This is a genomic window from Pseudomonas arsenicoxydans (assembly GCF_006438915.1).
In the GTDB taxonomy this organism is placed as follows: Bacteria; Pseudomonadota; Gammaproteobacteria; order Pseudomonadales; family Pseudomonadaceae; genus Aquipseudomonas; species Aquipseudomonas arsenicoxydans_A.
Genome location: NZ_RCZE01000007.1, coordinates 73,644 through 93,925, shown reverse-complemented (window position 1 = coordinate 93,925; position 20,282 = coordinate 73,644). Strand labels below are relative to the sequence as shown.

15 protein-coding genes are annotated in these 20,282 nt (G+C 58.5%); 6 read left to right on the top strand and 9 right to left on the bottom strand.

Going from position 1 to position 20,282, the window contains the following annotated elements; genetic code table 11:
- Positions 1-120 precede the first annotated feature (120 nt).
- Positions 121-579, bottom strand: a complete 459-nt coding sequence (locus EAH78_RS16175; protein WP_140668400.1) for an REP-associated tyrosine transposase — start codon at positions 577-579, stop codon at positions 121-123.
- Positions 580-1,261: 682 nt separating this feature from the next.
- Between EAH78_RS16175 and EAH78_RS16165 the strand changes: the two genes are divergently transcribed.
- Positions 1,262-2,683, top strand: coding sequence for an amino acid permease (locus EAH78_RS16165; RefSeq protein WP_140668398.1), 1,422 nt, complete (start codon positions 1,262-1,264; stop codon positions 2,681-2,683).
- Between the two features lie 56 nt (positions 2,684-2,739).
- Here the strand turns inward: EAH78_RS16165 and EAH78_RS16160 are convergent, their stop codons facing one another.
- Positions 2,740-3,864 carry an OpgC family protein gene (locus EAH78_RS16160; protein WP_140668397.1) on the bottom strand — a complete coding sequence of 375 codons (1,125 nt, stop codon included), beginning with the start codon at positions 3,862-3,864 and terminating at the stop codon, positions 2,740-2,742.
- A gap of 245 nt (positions 3,865-4,109) precedes the next feature.
- Between EAH78_RS16160 and EAH78_RS16155 the strand changes: the two genes are divergently transcribed.
- The 3 genes from EAH78_RS16155 (at position 4,110) to EAH78_RS16145 (ending at position 7,706) form a co-directional block, all read left to right on the top strand.
- Positions 4,110-5,615, top strand: a complete 1,506-nt coding sequence (locus EAH78_RS16155) for a glucosyltransferase domain-containing protein (protein ID WP_140668396.1) — start codon at positions 4,110-4,112, stop codon at positions 5,613-5,615.
- Positions 5,616-5,724: 109 nt separating this feature from the next.
- Positions 5,725-6,129, top strand: coding sequence for a GtrA family protein (locus tag EAH78_RS16150; protein WP_140668395.1), 405 nt, complete (start codon positions 5,725-5,727; stop codon positions 6,127-6,129).
- Entirely contained in the window at positions 6,129-7,706 is a 1,578-nt protein-coding gene (locus EAH78_RS16145; protein ID WP_140668394.1) for a glycosyltransferase family 39 protein, read from the top strand. The genes EAH78_RS16150 and EAH78_RS16145 overlap by 1 nt, the downstream gene beginning before the upstream one ends.
- 24 nt (positions 7,707-7,730) lie before the next feature.
- Here the strand turns inward: EAH78_RS16145 and EAH78_RS16140 are convergent, their stop codons facing one another.
- Positions 7,731-9,350: an FMN-binding glutamate synthase family protein gene (locus EAH78_RS16140; protein WP_140668393.1), complete on the bottom strand. Its 1,620-nt coding sequence runs from the start codon at positions 9,348-9,350 to the stop codon at positions 7,731-7,733.
- A gap of 210 nt (positions 9,351-9,560) precedes the next feature.
- Positions 9,561-10,361, bottom strand: coding sequence for a helix-turn-helix transcriptional regulator (locus tag EAH78_RS16130; RefSeq protein ID WP_027922800.1), 801 nt, complete (start codon positions 10,359-10,361; stop codon positions 9,561-9,563).
- Between the two features lie 129 nt (positions 10,362-10,490).
- On the opposite strand from EAH78_RS16130, the gene EAH78_RS16125 reads away from it, so the two are divergent.
- Together EAH78_RS16125 and EAH78_RS16120 are read left to right on the top strand one after the other, a co-directional pair.
- Entirely contained in the window at positions 10,491-11,312 is an 822-nt protein-coding gene (locus EAH78_RS16125; RefSeq protein ID WP_140668392.1) for a carbon-nitrogen hydrolase family protein, read from the top strand.
- 245 nt (positions 11,313-11,557) lie between these two features.
- On the top strand, positions 11,558-12,883 hold the full coding sequence (locus EAH78_RS16120; RefSeq protein WP_140668391.1) for an APC family permease: 1,326 nt from the start codon (positions 11,558-11,560) through the stop codon (positions 12,881-12,883).
- Positions 12,884-12,998: 115 nt separating this feature from the next.
- Here EAH78_RS16120 and EAH78_RS32165 read toward each other — a convergent pair whose 3' ends face one another.
- From EAH78_RS32165 to EAH78_RS16100, 5 genes are read right to left on the bottom strand one after another with little or no spacing between them, the layout of a single operon-like run.
- The gene (locus EAH78_RS32165; protein ID WP_161599687.1) at positions 12,999-13,151 is read right to left on the bottom strand and encodes a hypothetical protein; all 153 of its coding nucleotides are present in this window, start codon (positions 13,149-13,151) and stop codon (positions 12,999-13,001) included.
- Entirely contained in the window at positions 13,148-14,959 is a 1,812-nt protein-coding gene (locus EAH78_RS16115; RefSeq protein WP_140668390.1) for a DAHL domain-containing protein, read from the bottom strand. Before EAH78_RS16115 ends, EAH78_RS32165 begins: the two co-directional genes overlap by 4 nt.
- The gene (locus EAH78_RS16110; RefSeq protein ID WP_140668389.1) at positions 14,956-15,915 is read right to left on the bottom strand and encodes a cytochrome-c peroxidase; all 960 of its coding nucleotides are present in this window, start codon (positions 15,913-15,915) and stop codon (positions 14,956-14,958) included. The genes EAH78_RS16115 and EAH78_RS16110 overlap by 4 nt, the downstream gene beginning before the upstream one ends.
- Positions 15,916-15,959: 44 nt before the next feature.
- Positions 15,960-17,834 (bottom strand): putative bifunctional diguanylate cyclase/phosphodiesterase, encoded by a 1,875-nt coding sequence (locus EAH78_RS16105; RefSeq protein ID WP_140668388.1) that lies wholly within the window; start codon positions 17,832-17,834, stop codon positions 15,960-15,962.
- Entirely contained in the window at positions 17,831-20,137 is a 2,307-nt protein-coding gene (locus tag EAH78_RS16100) for an EAL domain-containing protein (RefSeq protein ID WP_140668387.1), read from the bottom strand. Before EAH78_RS16100 ends, EAH78_RS16105 begins: the two co-directional genes overlap by 4 nt.
- Positions 20,138-20,282: the final 145 nt, after the last annotated feature.

Here is a 20,282-nt window from a genome sequence, read left to right as displayed (position 1 = left end):
GGCCCCAACCCTGGCAATCGTGGTTTTTCAGGCAAATGGGGTCGCAGGTTTTACGACTGCTGCGCAGTCGAGCGGGAGCAAGCTCCCTCGCCACAGGTGCGTAGGTGACCTTGGGTAGTGTTACAACCAGCAGGCATCCCATAGTGGGTAATCACCAATTTTTTCCACCAGCCCGGCACGCAACGGGTTGGCAACTATGTATCGGGCGAACGGCAGGAGTTCTTCGCCATCGCGGATTGCACGGTCGTGATAGCCGGTTTGCCAGAAGGCGCCTCGACTGTTTGATGCCTGGTTATTGGTGAGCGTGCTGCGTGATTTGATGGCCTGCATGAGTTGCGCCAAGGTGCGCTGTTCGAGTTGCACCAGCCAATGGAAATGATCCGGCATGACGACCCAGGCTATCGAATTGACCCATTTCTCTTCATGGGCTCGCCTGAGCTCGGCGACCAGCAAACGGCCCATTTGCCAGTCGGTAAAAATGCAACGGCGCTGATGAGTAACTGCAGTGATGAGATAGGCCCTGCCGGGCTCCGAACAGCGTCCATGGCGCAGCAGGTGCGAATTTGGGCGTGGATGCATTCCTTGGCGTCCTTGAGCTGGTAGTCCAGTTCACCTTAGCCATGCCTTCGTTTCTGCGTGGCTTCAACTTCTGAGTGAAATGTCTGAATCATCTGAAGGAACGGTTTCTGTGGCGAGGGAGCTTGCTCCCGCTGGGCTGCGAAGCAGTCCCAACCCTGGCAATCGTGGTTTTTCAGGCAAATGGGGTCGCAGGTTTTACGACTGCTGCGCAGTCGAGCGGGAGCAAGCTCCCTCGCCACAGGGGCGTAGATGACCTTGGGTAGGTGTGACAACCAGCAGGCATCCACAACAGCTCTTCTTGCCTGAGGGAGAGCGGTTGTGTCTGAAATAGCTGAGATAGACACCTCGCCGGGTAAATGCGGCGAAGGTCTGGGCATGACGATGCACCCATGCTGTGCAATACTCGGCGCCGTTTTCTGCCACGGGTGAAATCACTTTTAGCCAGTTAAAGCCTCTCCGCAAAAGCGCCTTTTGCCGAGAGTTGTGGCTGCATTTTGTGGTTTATAGAGTGAAAACGCCTGGGCAATGCTTTTTATACTGCACGTCCCGCTGATCCTGGAGGTTTTGTCCTACAGGACGGTCCTGCTCACGAAGCAAGGCCGGTTTCAGGCAAGCAATGGCTTATCGGTCAGCGCTTCGACACTCGGTGGTCATATCCAATAACAAGACGAGGATGTCCCCTATGCCAGTCGGCAATCACCTGCCCCACGGCGAGACCGCTCAGGGCGGCCCGCTTAAACGCGAACTCGGCGAACGGCATATTCGCTTGATGGCACTCGGTGCCTGTATTGGTGTCGGGCTGTTTCTCGGTTCGGCCAAGGCCATCGAAATGGCCGGCCCCGCCATCATGCTGTCGTACATCATCGGTGGCCTGGCGATTCTGGTGATCATGCGTGCCCTCGGCGAGATGGCCGTGCACAACCCGGTCGCCGGCTCGTTCAGCCGTTACGCCCAAGACTACCTCGGCCCCTTGGCGGGCTTCCTCACCGGCTGGAATTACTGGTTCCTGTGGCTGGTAACCTGCGTCGCGGAAATCACTGCGGTGGCGGTGTACATGGGCGTCTGGTTCCCCGATGTGCCCCGCTGGATCTGGGCGCTGTCGGCGTTGATCAGCATGGGCACCATCAATCTGATCGCCGTTAAAGCCTTCGGTGAATTCGAATTCTGGTTCGCCCTGATCAAGATCGTCACCATCATTGCGATGGTCATCGGCGGCGTCGGCGTGATTGCATTCGGCTTCGGTAATGATGGCGTGGCGCTGGGGATTTCCAATCTCTGGGCCCACGGCGGTTTCATGCCCAACGGTGTGCAAGGCGTGTTGATGTCGCTGCAGATGGTCATGTTCGCCTACCTCGGCGTCGAGATGATCGGCCTGACCGCCGGTGAAGCGAAGAACCCGCAGAAGACCATCCCGGATGCCATCGGCTCGGTGTTCTGGCGGATTCTGCTGTTCTACGTTGGCGCGCTGTTCGTGATCCTGTCGATTTACCCGTGGAATGAAATCGGCACTCAGGGCAGTCCGTTTGTGATGACCTTCGAGCGTCTGGGCATCAAGACCGCCGCCGGCATCATCAACTTCGTGGTGATCACCGCTGCGCTGTCGTCCTGCAACGGTGGCATCTTCAGCACCGGGCGCATGCTCTATAGCCTGGCGCAGAATGGTCAGGCCCCGGCCGGTTTTGCCAAGACCTCGAGCAACGGCGTGCCGCGTCGCGCCTTGTTGTTGTCGATGGGCGCGTTGCTGCTGGGCGTGTTGCTCAACTACCTGGTGCCGGAGAAGGTCTTCGTCTGGGTCACCGCGATTGCCACCTTCGGCGCGATCTGGACCTGGGTGATGATCCTGTTGGCCCAGCTCAAATTCCGCCAAGGCCTGAGCGCCAGCGAGCGTGCCGGCCTCAAATACAAGATGTGGCTGTACCCGGTCAGTTCGTACCTGGCGCTGGCGTTTCTGGTGTTGGTGGTCGGCCTGATGGCGTACTTCCCGGACACCCGCGTGGCGCTGTATGTGGGGCCGGCGTTCCTGGTGCTGCTGACGGTGTTGTTCTACGTGTTCAAGTTGCAACCGACCCAGGTGTCGCAAGGTGCGGTGCGTTCGGCTTCGTAAGACGTAACGCTTGAAATGCAAAAAGCCCCGGTCGAGATGACCGGGGCTTTTTGGTTTCAGGCGACGGCGTTTTGCGGTGATTGCATCAGGCGTTTATTGAACTCCAGCCAGACCGCCAGCAACCCCATCAACCCGGCCCCTACCAACGCGGTGAAGATTTGCATGGCAAACGCATCGTCGGTCAGGGCGTTGACCATGTCGGCCAGCGGCGCCAGCAACACGCCGAGGCAGAACACTTCCAGCGAGTAACGGCCCATGCGCGAGCATTGTCGGGCCAGCCACTGTTGCGTCCATCCCGTGTCCGGCAACAGTTTCGCCGTGACATACGCCAGCGCCAGAAAGTGCAGCAATCGCACCGGCGACAAGTCGGTCTTGCTGATCGGGTACAGCAGGTTACTCAGCATCGTTGGCATCACGGCGTCATGTATTTCCGGCCAGCGCCAGGACACGGTAATCACGCCGGCCAGCACCGCATACATCGCCGCACCGACAAACAAAGGCTGGCGCGTTAGCGGGCGCGTCTCGACCGACCGGGGCTTTTGCCCGTGAATCGCCGCCGCGCCACCGAGCACAAACAGCAGTTGCCAGGTGACGGGGTTGAAGTACCACACGCCGTCCTTGATCGCGGCCAGGTTCCAGCCAAACGAAGGCGCCAACAGGTAAACGGTCAACGACACCGCCACCACCGCCCACGCCTTGCGCACCAGCATCGGCAACACCAGCGGCAACCCGGCCAGCAGCACGATGTACAGCGGCAACGGGTCCATCAGGTTCGGCTTGAAGCGCAGCAGCAATTCATCCGTCAACGCTTGCTGCGGGTTGGTGATGAAGTGGTGCAGGCCCATTTCCTCGACCAGATCACGGGTTTCCACATGGCTGTTGGCGTAAAACACGATGCCCATCAGCATCGCCAGCAGGAAAATGTGCACCACATACAGCACCCAGGCGCGGCGCAGGATTTTCACGCAGGCGATCAGATAACCGTCGCGCGCGAGAATCTTGCCGTAGGCCAGGACCGCCGCGTAACCGGCCAGAAACACAAAGATTTCCGCCGCATCGCTGAAGCCGAAGTTACGCAGGGTGATTTGACCCAAGGGGTTGTGGGGCACGTGATCCCAGAAAATGAAGATCAGTGCCAAGCCACGGAAAAAGTCGATTCGGTGATCGCGTTCAGTCGTCATGGCGGCGGGCTCTTGAACGGTTTTGAAACAGGAGCGAGCGGCATCACAAAGGGGTGTACGCCGCTCATCGGCGGCGCGCAGGGTGCAGGGATTCGCCGGCAATTGCAAAGCGTGGGTATTACGGAATGTCTCAAGCATTGCCAAAAGCAACCGCTTGTCTAAAAGCCCGGCAGCCTCACGATCTCTGACTACCGTCGGGATCAAAGCTTTATCGATTGAAGGCGGAATTCCCCTGAGGCGCCGGCATGAAGATCAGCGAATGGCTCGACAAAGAGTTCACAGGCCGTCAAGTCTGGTTGTTGTTTCTTATCGCGACCCTGCTGTACGTCCTGCCGATGATCCTCGCGGATTACCCCTACATCGACGACAACTGGCGTTCCCTGGCGGCCGGCACGGCGTGGACAGAGGAGGGACGCCTGTTCGCGCAGTGGTTCTATAACCTGCTGACCTTCAGCGGTGCCGCACCCAATATCTTCCCGTTGCCGTTGTTGATCGCCACGCTGGCCATGAGCGCCGCCCTGACACGCCTGACGTTCCACTATTTCCCCGAACCGTCGTTTGCCCATTGCCTGGTGTTGCTGCCACTTTGGTACAACCCGTTTTTCCTGCAAAACCTCTCGTACCAATACGACGGCCCGACCATGGCGCTGAGCGTGGTGGCGGTGATCTTCGCGATCACTTTTCGCAGCCTCTCGCGCGTCCAGCAACTCATGGTTCCGGCACTGCTGACCGCATTGGCCATCGGTCTTTATCAAGTCAGCATCAATGTGTTTCTCGGGCTCTGTTGCCTGGAATTGCTGCGGGGCGCCAACGATCGATTATCGTGGCCCGCGTGGTGCCGGTTGCTCGGCTGGAAAGTCGCGCAGTTGTTGCTGGCTGGCTTGATCTATTACGCCACGGCTTTTGCTTTCATGAGTCAAACCCGCACCTCGATGTTGAACGGCGCGGCGGCACCGTTGCTGCAAGTTGAAATCAATGCCGGCCGGGTCCTGGAAAAAATCATGCTGCTGTTTCATGGCGGATTTGCCTGGGTGTTCGGCGCGCTGTTGTTGTGCGCTGTCGCCGGTGGTGTGTGCGTGGGGCGGGGTGTGCTGGCGCGGTGGGACACGGGCCTGCACAAAGCGCTGATTGGTATCGCGTGTCTTTTAATGTTGCCGGTTTTGGTAGTGCTGGTGCCCGGCGCCTCCTTGTTTTTCCGCGACTTCAATGAAGGCGCCCGAACCTTGATGGGCTTTGGCGTCGTCCTGGTTTTGCTGTTTTACCTGAGTCATCGGGTGCTGGCGCCAGTGCATGGAAAGCTGCCATTGCTGTTGTTGATCCCGCTGTTGGCGACGCTCTCGTTGTCTTTCGCCTATGGCCGCGTACTGACCCTGCAAAAGACCTTTTCGACCAATGCGCTGTATGCCTTGAGTGCCGACATCGCCTCCCGCCCGGCATTGCGCAACGCCAAGCGCATTTACCTGTCGGTCAGTTACTCGGATCACTGGCTGGTGGCGGCCGCCGGGTCGTTCAAGCAAATGCCGGTGTTGCACTACCTGCTGAACATCGACTTCTACATGCTCGCGGAAAACCTGCCGAAAACCGGCATCACCAACGTGGTCCGGGAAAAGGAACGGCGCAACGCCACGCGGGTGGGCTACCAGGGTTATCCACCGCTGGTGGACAGCCTGTTCTATCGCATTTATCTGCTGGGGGATTACGGTTTTATCGTCATGAAAGAACCGCCCCGGGTGACCACGCTGCAGTGGTAATCGACCGTTGGTCTGGAAGGCCGCGTTACCTGTTAGTTCTGACAGTAGACGCACATCTTGCACTGGCGATAGGTTAACGCCTGAAACAGCAACCAGCCAGGGAACGGACATGAAAGCCTTATGGAAAGAGTTCTCCACCTACGCGGTGGTTGGCGTGGCCAATACACTGATTCATTGGCAGCTCTTTTATGTCCTGAACACTGCCGCCGGAATAAGTCAGGCGGCCAGTAACCTTTCGGCATTTTGTGTGGCCGCGACGTTTTCGTTCTATGTGCATGCGCTGTACACGTTTGAAGCCGGGACGTCGGTACTTCGTTATCTCGCGTATATCGGCTTCATGGGCGTAATGAGTTTCGTCGTTGGGCATTTCGCCGATGTGTGGAAACTCCATGGGGTGGTGACCGTCGCTTCGTTCTCGCTGTTGAGTCTGGTTTGCGGGGGATTCTTTTCGAAGTTTGTGCTGTTGCGCGAACAAAAGGGGCTCAATGGGCTGGACAGTGGGGGAATTGAATAGTGGACAGCTCAATTGTCAGGAAAGACGTGCGTGTTCAGCGCCGTTATTTAATGATGTTGCTGATGGCTTTAGTTTTTTTGGTTTCAGTGTGGGTGCGACTTCATGCTCTGGGGGGAACTTCGATCTGGTCGGATGAAGCATTTACATTGATCTTGAGTTCATATTCACCCTCTCAGATCATTTTTCATACAGCTCAAGATGTTCATCCGCCACTTTACTACCTGGCTTTACATGCCTGGATGATGGTATTTGGCAACGGAGTGTTTTCTGCTCGAAGCCTTAGCGTAGTGGCCGGCTGTCTGACTGTAATGATGGGGATGTGGTGGCTGCTGTTAATCAGTACCAAGCGCGCTGCCATACTGGGTGGCGTGATGTTGGCGCTACTGCCTATGGCGGTTCGATACAGTCAAGAAATTCGAATGTATTCACTGTTTGCTCTTTTTATGATGGGAGCAACAGTCGCACTTGTTTACTGGGTTAATGGGGTTCACCGGAAACCTGCGATTGTTGTGTATACCCTGTTGATGGCTGCCGGGTTGTATACCCATTATTTTGCGGCGGTGTGCATGGCTTCGCATTGGGTCTATCTTTTGATTTTGATGTTCTGGCGTGATACGAGGTATAAATATTTTTTTGCGGTGGATTGGTGGTTGGCCAATCTGGCAATTGTTTGTATTTTTATCGCGTGGGTGCCTAGTCTTTTACATCAGTTGAAGTTTTCCGGTTTTAATTGGGTAGCGATGCCAGGTATTCATGCGGTGGTCTCAGCGGTATGGGTATTTTTAAATTACACCGATGGCCTGATGTTTGCTGCCTGGGCATATTACAGTTTGCCAGTGGTTTTTGTTGTGATGTCCTTTGTTGTCGTCGCGCAAGATAAAAGCAAGAAAGGAAGCAGCGCGCTGCTTGTTATTTATACATGGTTTCCTTTGCTGCTGATTGTGGTTGTCTCATTTTTCTACCCACTATTTGTGGATCGTTACTTTATATTTGCGGCCATGGGGTTGCCGATGGTACTGGCCATCGCGCTGGATAATTTTATGGTGCGTAAAGTAAGTGGGTGTTATCTGGTTTTTCTGTTGATTGTTATTTTAGAAGTGGTGGGTGTAGGTAACGTTTATCGGAGAGGGCATGCGGTCTATGATGAAGTGAACAGGATGGATGTTCTTTCCGCGTACTTAAATGAATATGCTGGAAGTGATGATGGTGTTCTGGTTACGAACGGCTTTTTGTATTTTCCCTTCGTTTATTACAATAGCACCACCATAGCGCCGAAATTGTATACGCCCCCGAAGAGGGATGGGACTTCGGGGCGGCCTGAAGGCTATCAGATATGGACTTTAGTTCAAAATGAGGCGGACAATATTTATATGGATAATTTTGAATGTATGAACTCAAAGTCCGGACGAATCTGGGTGCTGGGCACGGATCTGCGTGGATCAAAGGGAACTGTATTTCCACAGAACTGGCGCTTGATTAGAACTTTTATTGCTGGGGATGCGCAGGTTCAGCTGTTTGAGACAGGTTCGCTCGACTCCAAACGGATTTTCTCGACCTGTTTGACACCAACCTCTTAATAAGAAGTTGGCGCCCCAGTATTTTTACGCAGCAGCCACCTCATTAGGCTCAAAACTGTCCGCCCGCGCCATCTGCCACATCCGCGAATAAAACTCGCCATTCACTTCACCAGTGAGCAATTCCCCCGGTTTCAGGAACACATGCAACTGCGAGAACAACTTGATCTCGGTTGCTGACATGCGCCGAACCAGATGCTTGGCCGACAACTGCGAAGGGTGATCGAGGCCTGCCGCCGCCAACATTTCGGCCAGGGCTTTAAGCGTGTTGCGGTGGAAGTTGAACACCCGCTGGGCCTTGTCCGGGACCACCAGTGCGCGCTGGCGCAAAGCGTCTTGTGTGGCGACGCCAGTCGGGCATTTGTTGGTGTGGCAGCTTTGCGACTGGATGCAACCGATGGCAAACATGAAGCCGCGTGCCGAGTTGGCCCAGTCGGCACCGATGGCCAGGACGCTGGCGATGTCGAAGGCGCTGACGATCTTGCCGCTGGCACCGAGTTTGATTTTGTCCCGCAGGTTCAGGCCGACCAGCGTGTTGTGCACGAACAACAAACCTTCGCGCATCGGCACGCCGATGTGGTCGGTGAACTCCACCGGCGCTGCACCGGTGCCGCCTTCCTTGCCGTCGACGACGATGAAGTCCGGGAGAATACCGGTTTCCAGCATGGCTTTGGCGATGCCCATGAATTCCCACGGGTGACCGAGGCAGAACTTGAAGCCCACTGGTTTGCCGCCGGACAGTTCTCGCAACTGCTGGATGAAATGCATCAGTTCGATCGGCGTCGAAAACGCGCTGTGCCGTGACGGCGAGATGCAGTCTTCGCCCATCAGGATGCCGCGGGTTTCGGCGATTTCCCTGGTGACTTTGTGCTTGGGCAGGATCCCGCCATGGCCGGGTTTGGCGCCTTGGCTCATCTTGATTTCGATCATGCGCACTTGCGGCGTTTGCGCCTGGGCGGCGAAGCGTTCCGGGTCGAAGCGCCCGTCGGCGGTGCGGCAGCCAAAGTAGCCGCTGCCGAGTTCCCAGGTCAGGTCGCCGCCGTTTTCCCGGTGATAAGCGCTGATGCTGCCTTCGCCGGTGTCATGGGCAAAATTGCCGAGCTTGGCGCCCTGGTTCAACGCACGAATCGCGTTGGCACTGAGCGAGCCGAAACTCATGGCCGAAATGTTGAACACCGAGGCCGAGTACGGTTGCGTGCATTGCGGGCCGCCGACGATCACCCGAAAACTGCTCGGGTCGCTCAACGGCGCCGGGCGCATCGAATGGCCGATGAACTCGAAACCCGACTGATACACATCGATCAGCGTGCCGAAAGGCTTGTCGGCGCTTTCGTTCTTGGCCCGCGAATAGACCAGCGACCGCTGGGCCCGGGAGAAGGGCAGGGCATCGCTGTCGGATTCGAGCAGGTATTGGCGGATTTCCGGACGAATGCCTTCCACCAGATAACGAATGTTGCCGAGGATCGGGTAATTGCGGCGCACTGCGTGTGGGCTTTGCAGCAGATCGAACAGGCCGATCAGGCTGAGCACGCCGGTGACGGCGGTGATCGGCCAGAGCCAGTCGTTTTCGAGGAAAGGCAGGCTGGCGAGGGTGAAAATCACGCAAGCGGCAAAGAAGGCGTAGCGGCTCAGGAGTGACAGGCTCATACGGTTTCCTTGGGTTCGGACTCAATAATTGTGGCAATGCTGCAACTGGCTCTTGTGGCGAGGGAGCTTGCTCCCGCTCGGCTGCGAAGCAGTCGCAAAACCTGCTGACGGGTTTTGTCTGACTGAATGCGGCGCCTGTATGGGGACCGCTTCGCGGTCCAGCGGGAGCAAGCTCCCTCGCCACAGGGATCTGTGGTGTAACAGCGGTTGTCAGGCATTCTGCGCCTGCAGAAAAATCGAAAACAGCTCGGACTGGGATTTGATCCCCAGCTTGCTGTACATGTGTTTCTTATGGACTTTCACGGTTTCCACGGAGATTTCCAGCTTACGGGCGATTTCTTTACTGGAGCAACCGCTGAGCATCAACCGCCCCACATCCAGTTCCCGAGCAGTCAGTTGCGCGCCTTTGAGTTGCTGCACCGACGCTTCCAGCTGCACGCGCCAGTCAGGTTGTGGTGGCGACGGTGCGAGGGCCACGACTTCGTTGATTTCATAAGGCAGGCGTTGGCGCAACAGGCCCAGCACCCACGGCTGGATCAGCGACAGCAAGGCAATTTGCTGGCCACTGAAGCGCTGCTTGCTGCCCAGCGACAGGCACAACGTACGATCGCCTTCGAGCTGGCAATTGAACTGGATTTCATCGGCGACCACATTCAGACGAAAGTAGCGCTGGTAATACTCGGTCAGCTCGAAGTGCTCCGGCGCCACTTCCGACAAGCGATAGAGGCCGGTGCGCGATTGCTCGCGGCAGGCGATGTAGAACGGGTCGAGCAGGTACAAACCACGCAGGTAATCCTGAAACAGCTGATCCGGGCTGCCGTCCTCGCCCGGGCATTCGGCGAACACTTGCGGGTGCTGGTCGGCGCTGAAAAGCAGGGCCACCCAACTGTCGAAGGTCACGTACTGATCCAGCAGACGCACCAGTTGCGTCCAGAAATTGGGCTTGTCCAGCGCGTCGATCAATTGCCCGACCGAGCGGTGCCAAGCGATGTCGTCCAGCGAAAGTGTCATGCCTCTACCCCTATCGGGTTACCCCAGCGGCGTGATTCCCCGGCCGGTGGCTTGCTGCGCATACTGGCGCACAGAAACCGGCCGGGCAATCTTTCTGCCGCCCGGCGTCCCCAAGAACAAGGAATACCGATGAAAATCGAACTCGCCCAGTTGGCGGGCCGTGACAACGGCACCGCGTACAACCTCGAACGCGCCCTGGCGGCGATTTCAGCCTGCGCTGCCGACACCCAACTGATCGTCTTCCCGGAAACCCACCTGATGGGCTTCCCGACCGCCGACACCGTGGCGCAAACCGCCGAGCCACTGGACGGCCCGACCGTCAGTGCAGTGCTCGCCGCCGCCCGCGAGCGCAACATTGCCGTGGTGATCGGCATGGCCGAGAACGACAACGGCCGCTTCTACAACACCACGCTGCTGATCACCCCCGAAGGCATCGCGCTGAAATACCGCAAGACGCATTTGTGGGCCTCGGATCGCGGCGTGTTCGAGCCCGGCGACCGTTACGCCACTTGCGAGTGGAACGGTGTGCGGGTCGGCCTGCTGATCTGCTACGACATCGAATTCCCGGAAACCGCCCGCGCGCTGGCGCAACTGGGCGCCGAATTGCTGATCGTCACCAACGGCAACATGGACCCCTACGGCCCGACCCACCGCACCGCGATCATGGCCCGCGCCCAGGAAAACCAGGCGTTTTCGCTGATGGTCAATCGGGTGGAAGCGGGCGATGACGGATTGATGTTCGCCGGCGGCAGTGCGCTGGTGGATCCGCTGGGCACGCTGTTGTTCGAAGCGGGTCGCGATGAAGGGCAATTTACAGTTGAGCTGGATTTCGACCGGTTGGGGGCGGCACGCAAGGACTACCGGTATCTGGATGATCAACGGCTGAAGTTGCCTGGGGAAATTGTCGAGCGGGCTTCTGGGGTTCGGGAGTTGCTGATTCCTGCGCGTTGATCCTGTTGTTGCAGTGCTCTGACTGGCCCCTTCGCGAGCAAGTCGAATCGTCGCACCGCCGCTCCCACATTCGACCGAGTTGTTCAATGGAATGCGATCAAATGTGGGAGCGGGCTTGCTCGCGAAGAGGCCCTGACAGACGACACACCTGTTTGTCCCTTGAACCAAAAACAACAAAGTAACCCCCGAAATTTAGCGCCGAACTCGGCTCTGCCATAAATCTAATAAATTCGGAGTAGTCGCTCATGGCTCGTTTGCAACGCACCCTGTCATTGGGTTCGGTGGTGCTGTTTGGCATTGCCTACATGACGCCGATCATTGTGCTCGGCACCTTTGGCATCCTCGCTCAATCCACCGCCGGCAGGGTCCCGGCCGCGTACCTGGCGGCACTGGTGGCGATGTTTTTCACCGCCATGAGCTACGGCCGAATGGCCTCGGCATTCCCCGTCGCCGGTTCGGCCTACAGCTACGTGCGCAAAGCCATCAGCCCGAAACTTGGCTTCATCGCCGGGTGGGCGGTGCTGCTCGATTACCTGTTCCTGCCGATGGCGATCTGGCTGATCGGCGCCGCCTACCTCAACTCCGCGTTCCCGGCCGTGCCGCAATGGCTGTGGGTGCTGGCGTTCATCGGCATCACCAGCGCGATCAACATCATCGGCCTGAAACTGGCCAACGGCATTAACGCTTTGCTGATGCTGGTGCAGGCCCTGGTGCTGATCGCCTTCGTCGTGCTGTGCGTCCACTACGTCGGCGGCGATGCGAGCACGCCGTTGTGGTCGATCAAACCGTTCTTCAACGGCGACATGCAGATGCCGCTGATCATGAGCGGCGCGGCCATCGCCTGTTACTCGTTCCTCGGCTTCGATGCGGTCAGCACCCTGACCGAAGAAACCCGCGACCCACGCCGCACCATCCCGCGGGCAATCATGCTGATTACCCTGATCGGCGGGCTGATCTTCGTCAGCGTCTCGTACTTCGTGCAGATCGCGCACCCCTCGTTCCAGTTCGACAACGTCGACTCGGCAGCCTATGAAATCGCCCGCAACATCGGCGGCGACCTGTTCGTGTCGATCTTCCTGATCGGCCTGATCGTCGGCCAGTTCGCCTCGGGCCTGTCGGCGCAGGCCAGCGGTTCGCGGCTATTGTTCGCCATGGGCCGCGACGGTGTGCTGCCGAAATCGTTCTTTGGCACCTTGCACGAACGCTTCGGCACCCCGGTCAACAGCATCCTGTTGTGCGCCGTCGTCGCGTTGCTGGCGCTGAAACTGGACGTCACCACCTCGACCTCGTTCATCAACTTCGGCGCGTTCCTCGCCTTCAGCCTGGTCAACCTGTCGGTGATCTTCCACTACTGGATCGGCGGCGAGAAAAAAGGCCCGCGTGAGCTGGTGTTGTTCCTGGTGTTCCCGTTCATCGGTCTTGTGGCGGATTTGTGGCTGATGGTCAGCCTCGATCACCTGGCGATTTACCTGGGCCTGAGCTGGCTGGCGATTGGCGTGGTGTACCTGGCGGTGCTGACCGGCGGCTTCCGTCGCCAGCCTCCGGAGATGGATTTCCAAGAAGCCACCTAAGGCGGGCCGAACCCATTGTAGGAACCGGCTTGCCGGCGATAGCGGTCTGAAGAGTTACATGGCTCTTGAGATTGCTTTCGCTGGCAAGCCACCTCCCACAGGAATGCGCTGGAGTTCAGGCAATTGGCGTGGTGTTCAGGCGGCGGGCCTTGTCTGGTGAATCGGCAGTTTGCCGGAGCGGCGTGGGCGTGAGGATCTTGCGAAAGTCCTCGTGAATGGATGGGGTATCGTCGATCAGCAAAATGCGTCGGTTCGAAAGCGCGCTCATGCTTCCTCCATGACGGTTTTCAATGGGATTTGCAACGTGAACTGCGCCCCCTTGCCGGGCCCGTCGCTGTGGGCGGTGAGGTGGCCATTCATCTCGATGGCGGCCAGGGCGCAGCTGTGCAGGCCAAAGCCGTGACCCTCCTTGCGGGTGGTAAAACCGTGGGCAAAGATGCGTGTCATGTTTTCCTCGGCGATGCCTTCGCCGTCGTCCTTGACGCTGATTTGCAGGGTCGTGTCGTCGACGATCTTGACCCCGAGGGTCATGTGTCGCGGACGGTTGTTGAGGCCGGACATGGCGTATTTGGCGTTGCTGATCAGGTTGATCAAAATCAGCAGCAAGCGGTGCTTGTCGCCCATGACCAGCGGCACCTCGCCGTACTCCTTGATCACCATGACCTGGTGCCGAGTGAGTGCCCCGGAGTTCATGCGCAGGGCGTCCTCCAGCAGTTCGCTGATGTGCAGCGGTTCGAGCAGGCTGTTGGCGCCCGCGTAGGATTGCTGCGTGGCCACAATGTCCTTGATGTGGTCGACGCTTTTGCTCAGTTGGGCGAGTTCGTCGGTCATGCCCAGTTGTTCCAGGGCAATGGCCTCCACCAGTTGATTGAGGTAGCCGGGCAGCAACTTGCCCTTCTGGTCCAGAGTCAGAAAGGCACCGAGGTCATCGGGATGCTCGTTGATCAACTGCATGGCCTTGCGCAGGCCCTGCGCCTTGCTCGCGCGCAGTTTGCGGCTCACCAGGTCGGCCGAGATGTTGACGCTGTTGAGCACGTTGCCGACGTTGTGCAGCACATTGGTGGCGATCTCGGCCATGCCCGCCTGGCGCGCGGAGTCGAGCAGTTCGCTCTGGGTATCCCTGAGTTCACGGGTGCGCTCTTCAACGCGCAGCTCAAGGTCGTCATTGGCGGTTTGCAGGGCTTTATTGACGCGATTGATTTCCGTGAAACTGCGCATCAGGTGAACGGCCAGGTACACCAGCAACAGCACCAACAACGTTGAAAACACCAGCATATAAAAGTGATAGCGCTGATCGACCGCGACGACTTGCTGCTGGTCGGTGTTCAGCAGTCGGGTGATGTCGTCCAGGCGTTCGGCCACGGGGATGGCCTCGATGTTTTCCAGCAAGCGATTCACCACCGGTTGTTCACGCAGGATCAACGCGATGTGGTTGCTCAGCACATCGATCGGCGTGTGGAACGGCTCCGGCAATCGCTGCTTGTTCACCCCGAGTTTGTTCAGGCCCAGCAGGATGTCGGCCGCCTTGTCGTCAGAAGTGTCCTGTGAAAATTCCAGGCTGCTGAGCAACAAGTCGTAGGTGTCGGTGGCGATATTTTGCAGCTGCAGTTTGTCGCCATCCACTAACTGGGACAGTTGCTGCTGAATGTCGTCTTCGACATTTGGCAGGTAGGCCAGGGAGTTGCGCAGCACCGCGTTGTGCGACTTGAACTGTTCCACCAACCGGGTCTTTTGCTGGATGGCTGTCAAGTACGCCTCATGGCTGGCTCGCCAGACGGGTGACTCGTTGCGGCCGTGGTGCGATTCGAGGCTGGTGAACCGTTCCCACAGCTGCGTTATCTCGGTCAGGGGTGTGACCAGCGAATCATAGTTGTATTGGGCTGCGATCCGGGCCTTGAGGATCTCGGTTTCCCATTGCGCGTTCAGCTGCTTGATGCGCCCGATCAGGTCTCGGGATTCGGCGTAGTCGGTTGTCTGGTTCGAGTTGGACTTGAGGTACAGGAACAGCAGCGTCGAGGCCAGCATCAAGGCCACGACACTCAGCAGCGCGAGGCTGCGGCGGCGGGACATTTTCATAACGGTTTGCCTTCCCATTCACCGGTCAGGGTCTTGAGGAATTTGACGATCAGGGTCTTGTCCTCGTCCGTCGGGACACGCCCGAGCTGGAACTTGAACATCACGTCCACCGCGTCTTCAAGGGTGTTGGCCGAGCCGTCGTGAAAGTACGGCGCGGTCACGGCGACGTTGCGCAAGCTCGGAACCTTGAACACATAGCGATCCTCTTCATCCTTGGTCACCAGGTAACGTCCAAGGTCCGATTCGGTCGGGTGGCCCCTGGCCTGGAAGTAGTCGCCTATCACACCGAACTTCTGGTACATGTTGCCGCCGATGTTCACCCCCTGATGGCAGGCGATGCAGCCGTACTCCTTGAAGCGTTGATAACCGTACTTTTCGTCGGTCGTGAGAATCTCGGTGTTGCCTTGCAGGTATTGGTCGAAACGCGAGTTGGCGCTGATCAGCGTGCGTTCATAGCTCGCGAGGGCGTTTTGCACGTTGCTCATGGTCACGCCGTCCGGGTAGGCGTCGCCGAATGAGGTCTGATAAGCCGGATCGGCAGACAGCGTCTGCACCACATGTTCCCAGTTGCTGCCCATCTCGCCGGGGCTCTGTACCACTTCGTGGACCTGGTTTTCCAGGGTGTCGGAGCGACCGTTCCAGAATTGCCGGAAGTTCAGACTGGCGTTGAACACGCTGGGGGTGTTGACCGTCACCGGGAGGCCGGTGAAGCCGATGGAAAGCGCCTTGTTGTCGGCGCCACCGTTTTCCAGTCGATGGCAACTGGCGCAGGACAGGCTGCCGTTGACCGACAAGCGGGGTTCGTTGAACAACTGGCGACCGAGTTCGACCCGCTGCGGATCTAGCGGTGGCACCGCCGGCAGCGGTTTGAGCGGTTCATCCAGCGGCGCGCCGACGGCGTTCAGACAAAGCCCGAGTAGCGGCACCAGGAACAGGTGGTGGAAGGAGAGCGACATCGGGTGATTCCTTGGCTGACGGCCTGAGTATCGTTGCGTCTCGTTCACGAGACGGTGGGTGGTGGCGGGTTTAACGACCTCAGATACTGGACGAAGGCACTCGGCTCCACGGCTTTGCTGAAGTAGTAACCCTGGCCTTCCTCGCATTGATGCGCCTTGAGGAAGTCCAATTGCTCAAGGGTCTCCACCCCTTCGGCGATGATGGTCAGGTTGAGGCTGCGGCCCATACTGATGATGGAGCTGACGAGGGCGGCGTCATTGCTGTCGTTGCTCAAACCACGAATGAACGACTGATCGATCTTCAGCACATCGATGGGAAACCGGCGCAGGTAACTCAGGCTGGAGTAACCCGTGCCGAAGTCATCGATGGCCAGCCGCACCCCCAATGCCTTGAGCCGATTCAGGGCGGTGACCGTGGCATCGATGTTTTGCATTAACACGCCTTCGGTGATTTCCAGCTCCAGCAAGGCGGGCTCCAGACCGGTTTGTTCGAGGGTCTGTTCGATACCGTCGACAAAGTCCCGTTGACGGAAATCGATGGCCGACATATTCACCGATATGCAGATTTTCGGCAGCCCGTCTGCCTGCCAGGCACAGGCTTGTCGGCAGGCCTCGGCGAGCACCCATTTGCTCAACGGCACAATCAACCCGCTGTCTTCGGCCACACCGATGAACTCCGACGGGTAGACCAGGCCGACGCCCGGCTTTTGCCAACGGATCAAGGCCTCGGCACCCACCACCTGGCCGCTGACCAGGTCCAGTTTGGGTTGGTAATGCAGGACAAACTCTTTCCTTTCCAGCCCCAGGCGAATGCCCGTTTCAATGCGTTGCTGATCCCGTGCGCGCTGGTTCATTTCGTCGATGAAAAAACTGAAATCGTTCGGGCCGATTTCCTTGATGTTGCGCATCGCGGTTTCGGCTTTCTTGATCAGTGCGATGGCATCGAAACCGTCTTGCGGGTAAATGCTGATGCCCAGGCTGGCGGTCACGCTCAGATCGTGGCCGGCGATGTGCTGGGGCGTACGGATGGCATTCAAAAGTTTTTCAGCGATGCCCTTGGTCTGCTGCGGATGGCGGATGTCGGCGAGGATCACCACGAATTCGTCGGAACCGTAGCGAAACACCGAATCGGACTCGCGCACCGTGGCCACCAGGTTTCTCCCGACCCGTTTGAGGATTTCGTCACCGGCCGGATGCCCCAGCGCATTGTTGATGCGCTTGAAGCGATCGAGCCCCAGAAACATCACCGCCAGCTGTTTGTCATGGCGTCGGGACAGGGCCAGTGACTGGTTCAACCGGTCACCGAGCAACGTGCTGTTGGGCAGTTCGGTTAATACGTCGTACTGCAACAGGTGCGACACCTTGAGCAATTCGTGAACCCGGGCCTCGATGGTTTGCTCCAGGCTCAGCACCTTCAGCGCCGCGTCCTGCGCCATCTGCCACTTCCAGGTCAAGGCGCTGGCCATCTGGCGGATCTCCAGACTGTCAAAGGGCTTTTTCAGCACCAGCAACTGATCGCCGAATTCCAGCCGCTCGGCCATGGCCTCCCAAGAGTAATCCGAATACGCCGTGCACAGCGCAATTTGCAGGTGCGGGTCGGCCTTCCACAGTTGTTCGATGGTTTCCAGCCCATCCCAGCCCGGCGGCATGCGCATGTCGGTGAACACCAGGGCGTAGGGACGTCCTTCGGCCAGTGCGAGCTTGACCCGTTCGAGGGCTTCCTGACCCTGATAGGCCGAGTCGAGCTGGAACGTCAGCCTGTCCGGTTGCTGCGTGCCGAACAGGGCTTCTTCAGTGCCGGCCAGGGACTGTTCAACTTCGGTCTCGGGGCCGAGGATCTTGTGAAAATCATCATGAATCGAAGGCGTGTCGTCGACGATCAGAATGCGCCGGTTGATCCGCACGAAAGGCGCTTTCATCCTTTGTCCTCCGTGGACCGTTGCGGATTGTCCCGGATTGGCCCGATGTCGTGGCTCGGCGGTACGATGCTGCCGGCCTTCAGCAACTCGACGGCCTGTTGGCTGCTGACGGCTTTGCTGAAGTAGTAACCCTGCGCGTTCATGGGTGAGCCGGTGGCCATCAGCGAACTGCGTTGTTCCTGGGTTTCGACGCCTTCGGCGATGATGCCGATGCCGACATCCCGGGCAAAGTTGATAATGGCGCGCAGGGTGTTGGCGCTGGCCGGGTCGCGGGCGGCAGTGTCGATGAAGGCCTGGGCGAGTTTCAGGTGATTGACCTGGTAGGTCTTGAGGTAGTCGAACGATGAATATTCGGTGCCGAAGTCGTCGATGGCGATCTTCACCCCCAGTTCACGCAAGCGCGGCAGCACATCGTTGTGGGTCCATTTGGTCTGGGCCAGCGTCGCTTCGGTGACGTCGAAGCGCAGGTCCCAGGCGCAGAGCTCCCAGCGCGCGGTGGTGCGCAGCACGTCATAGATCAGTTCGGGACCACTCTTGAGCTGAGCCAACGAGAGCTTGATCGCAATCACCGGTGGCGCGACGCCTTCATCACGCCACTGGCGCATTTGCCGGCAGGCTCGATCCAGGACCCAATGACCGAGGGCGATGATCGTACCGGTCTTTTCGGCAGCTGGGAGGAACGCCGGGGCTTCCAGCAAACCACGTTCGGGGTGGTTCCAGCTCACCACCACCTCCATGCCGAGGATTTTACCGGTCGTCAGGTCCACTTCCGGCCAGTAATGCAGTTCAAGTTCTTCGTGTTCGATGGCCGCTCTCAAGTCGCTGGCGATGGCCATACGTTCGACCACCTCCTGGTTGATCTCCTCGGAATGGAAGTGGTACTGGTTGCGGCCCTTTTCCTTGGAGCGATAAAGCGCCATGTCCGCCTGGGTCAACAGGCCGTCGGCGCTAGTGCTGGCCGGGCTGTAACTGCTGATGCCGATGCTGACGGAGACCCGCACATCGTTGCCGGCCAGGGAGTAGGGCAGCACCAGTGCATCGCGGACCTTGGTGGCCAGGGCTGCGGAGTGGGTCGGGTCGCTGACGTCCAGTTGCAATATCGCAAACTCGTCGCCACCGAGGCGGGCGACCACATCGTTTTCGCGCACACAGGCCTTGATCCGCCGGGAGACTTCCTGCAGCAACGAGTCCCCTACCGGGTGACCGAGGGTGTCGTTGATGCGTTTGAAGTGGTCCAGGTCCAGGTAAAACATGGCGAACGGTGACGCGCCCCGACGCGCAGCAGCGAAAGCCTGGTGAAGTCGCTCGATCAGTGTCGCGCGGTTGGCCAACCCGGTCAGCCCGTCGGTGCGCGCCAGCAGGGCGATTTTCTCCTCGGCCAGCTTGCGCTCGGTGACATCGATGATGATGCCTTCGACCTCCAGCAGGCGGCCTTCATCGTCGCGCACCGGGATATAGCGGTTTTCGACCCAACGCCAGGCTCCGTCTGCGGTGCGCATCCGAAATTCGATGGAAGCACCTGCCGCATGGCGGTCCAGCACCCGCGCCATGGCAGTGTCGACCTTCGATTGATCGTCGGGATGAATGAGCTCCTGGGCCCAGTTGGCCGACGCCACGAGATTTGCCGCGATGTGACCGTATTTGGTGATGTTGTGCGAGATATACATCAGCGGAAACGATGGCTCGCCCCGCAGCCGATACAGAATGGTCGGGCTGTTCTGCACAATAATGTTGGCATCGGACAGCTCCCGGGTGCGTTCCTCGACCGCTTGTTCCAGCAGTGACATTTTCAGCGCCGCGTCTTCGGTCATTTGCCACTTGGCGGTCAGTGCGCTGGCCAACTGACGGATTTCGATGGCATCGAAGGGCTTCTTCAGAATCAGCAGGCGATCGCCCAGTTCCAGGCGCTCGTCGATGTCTTCCCAGGAATAGTCGGAATAGGCCGTGCAGAGAGCCACTTGCAGTTTTGGATCGACCTGCCACAGCCGTTCGATGGTCTCCAGGCCGTCCCAGCCCGGTGGCATGCGCATGTCGATGAAGGCCATCGCGTAGGGCAGGTCGTTGGCCAGCGCCGTCTCGACCTTGTCCAGGGCTTCGAGGCCCTGAAACGCCGAGTCGAGCACAAAGCCTTGCAACGATATCGCCGCAGCCGTGCCGAACAGGGCGTGTTCAGCGCTGCTCAGGCTGTCGTCATCTAACGATGGACGGCTGAGGATCTTGATGAAGTCCTCATGGATCGAAGTCGTGTCGTCGACGATAAGAATTCGACGGTTGGCCCGCGCCAGCAGCGTATTCATTGACATGCGCGGGGGCCGACAGCGGTTTTGTGCGGTGTTTTCATTGGGCATCCTTTCCCTGATCACCTGGCCGAACCGGTACAGATAATGGATCCGAGTGAAGTGAGCATAGTCGCCTGGCCACGACTTCGCGGGGCTGGCTGAGACGAAT

What these genes read in the sequence shown, in the direction of transcription:
- EAH78_RS16175 (WP_140668400.1), bottom strand. Translation starts at nt 579, where the DNA reads ATGCATCCACGCCCAAATTCGCACCTGCTGCGCCATGGACGCTGTTCG.
- EAH78_RS16165 (WP_140668398.1), top strand. Translation starts at nt 1,262, where the DNA reads ATGCCAGTCGGCAATCACCTGCCCCACGGCGAGACCGCTCAGGGCGGC.
- EAH78_RS16160 (WP_140668397.1), bottom strand. Translation starts at nt 3,864, where the DNA reads ATGACGACTGAACGCGATCACCGAATCGACTTTTTCCGTGGCTTGGCA.
- EAH78_RS16155 (WP_140668396.1), top strand. Translation starts at nt 4,110, where the DNA reads ATGAAGATCAGCGAATGGCTCGACAAAGAGTTCACAGGCCGTCAAGTC.
- EAH78_RS16150 (WP_140668395.1), top strand. Translation starts at nt 5,725, where the DNA reads ATGAAAGCCTTATGGAAAGAGTTCTCCACCTACGCGGTGGTTGGCGTG.
- EAH78_RS16140 (WP_140668393.1), bottom strand. Translation starts at nt 9,350, where the DNA reads ATGAGCCTGTCACTCCTGAGCCGCTACGCCTTCTTTGCCGCTTGCGTG.
- EAH78_RS16130 (WP_027922800.1), bottom strand. Translation starts at nt 10,361, where the DNA reads ATGACACTTTCGCTGGACGACATCGCTTGGCACCGCTCGGTCGGGCAA.
- EAH78_RS16125 (WP_140668392.1), top strand. Translation starts at nt 10,491, where the DNA reads ATGAAAATCGAACTCGCCCAGTTGGCGGGCCGTGACAACGGCACCGCG.
- EAH78_RS16120 (WP_140668391.1), top strand. Translation starts at nt 11,558, where the DNA reads ATGGCTCGTTTGCAACGCACCCTGTCATTGGGTTCGGTGGTGCTGTTT.
- EAH78_RS32165 (WP_161599687.1), bottom strand. Translation starts at nt 13,151, where the DNA reads ATGAGCGCGCTTTCGAACCGACGCATTTTGCTGATCGACGATACCCCA.
- EAH78_RS16115 (WP_140668390.1), bottom strand. Translation starts at nt 14,959, where the DNA reads ATGAAAATGTCCCGCCGCCGCAGCCTCGCGCTGCTGAGTGTCGTGGCC.
- EAH78_RS16110 (WP_140668389.1), bottom strand. Translation starts at nt 15,915, where the DNA reads ATGTCGCTCTCCTTCCACCACCTGTTCCTGGTGCCGCTACTCGGGCTT.
- EAH78_RS16105 (WP_140668388.1), bottom strand. Translation starts at nt 17,834, where the DNA reads ATGAAAGCGCCTTTCGTGCGGATCAACCGGCGCATTCTGATCGTCGAC.
- EAH78_RS16100 (WP_140668387.1), bottom strand. Translation starts at nt 20,137, where the DNA reads ATGTCAATGAATACGCTGCTGGCGCGGGCCAACCGTCGAATTCTTATC.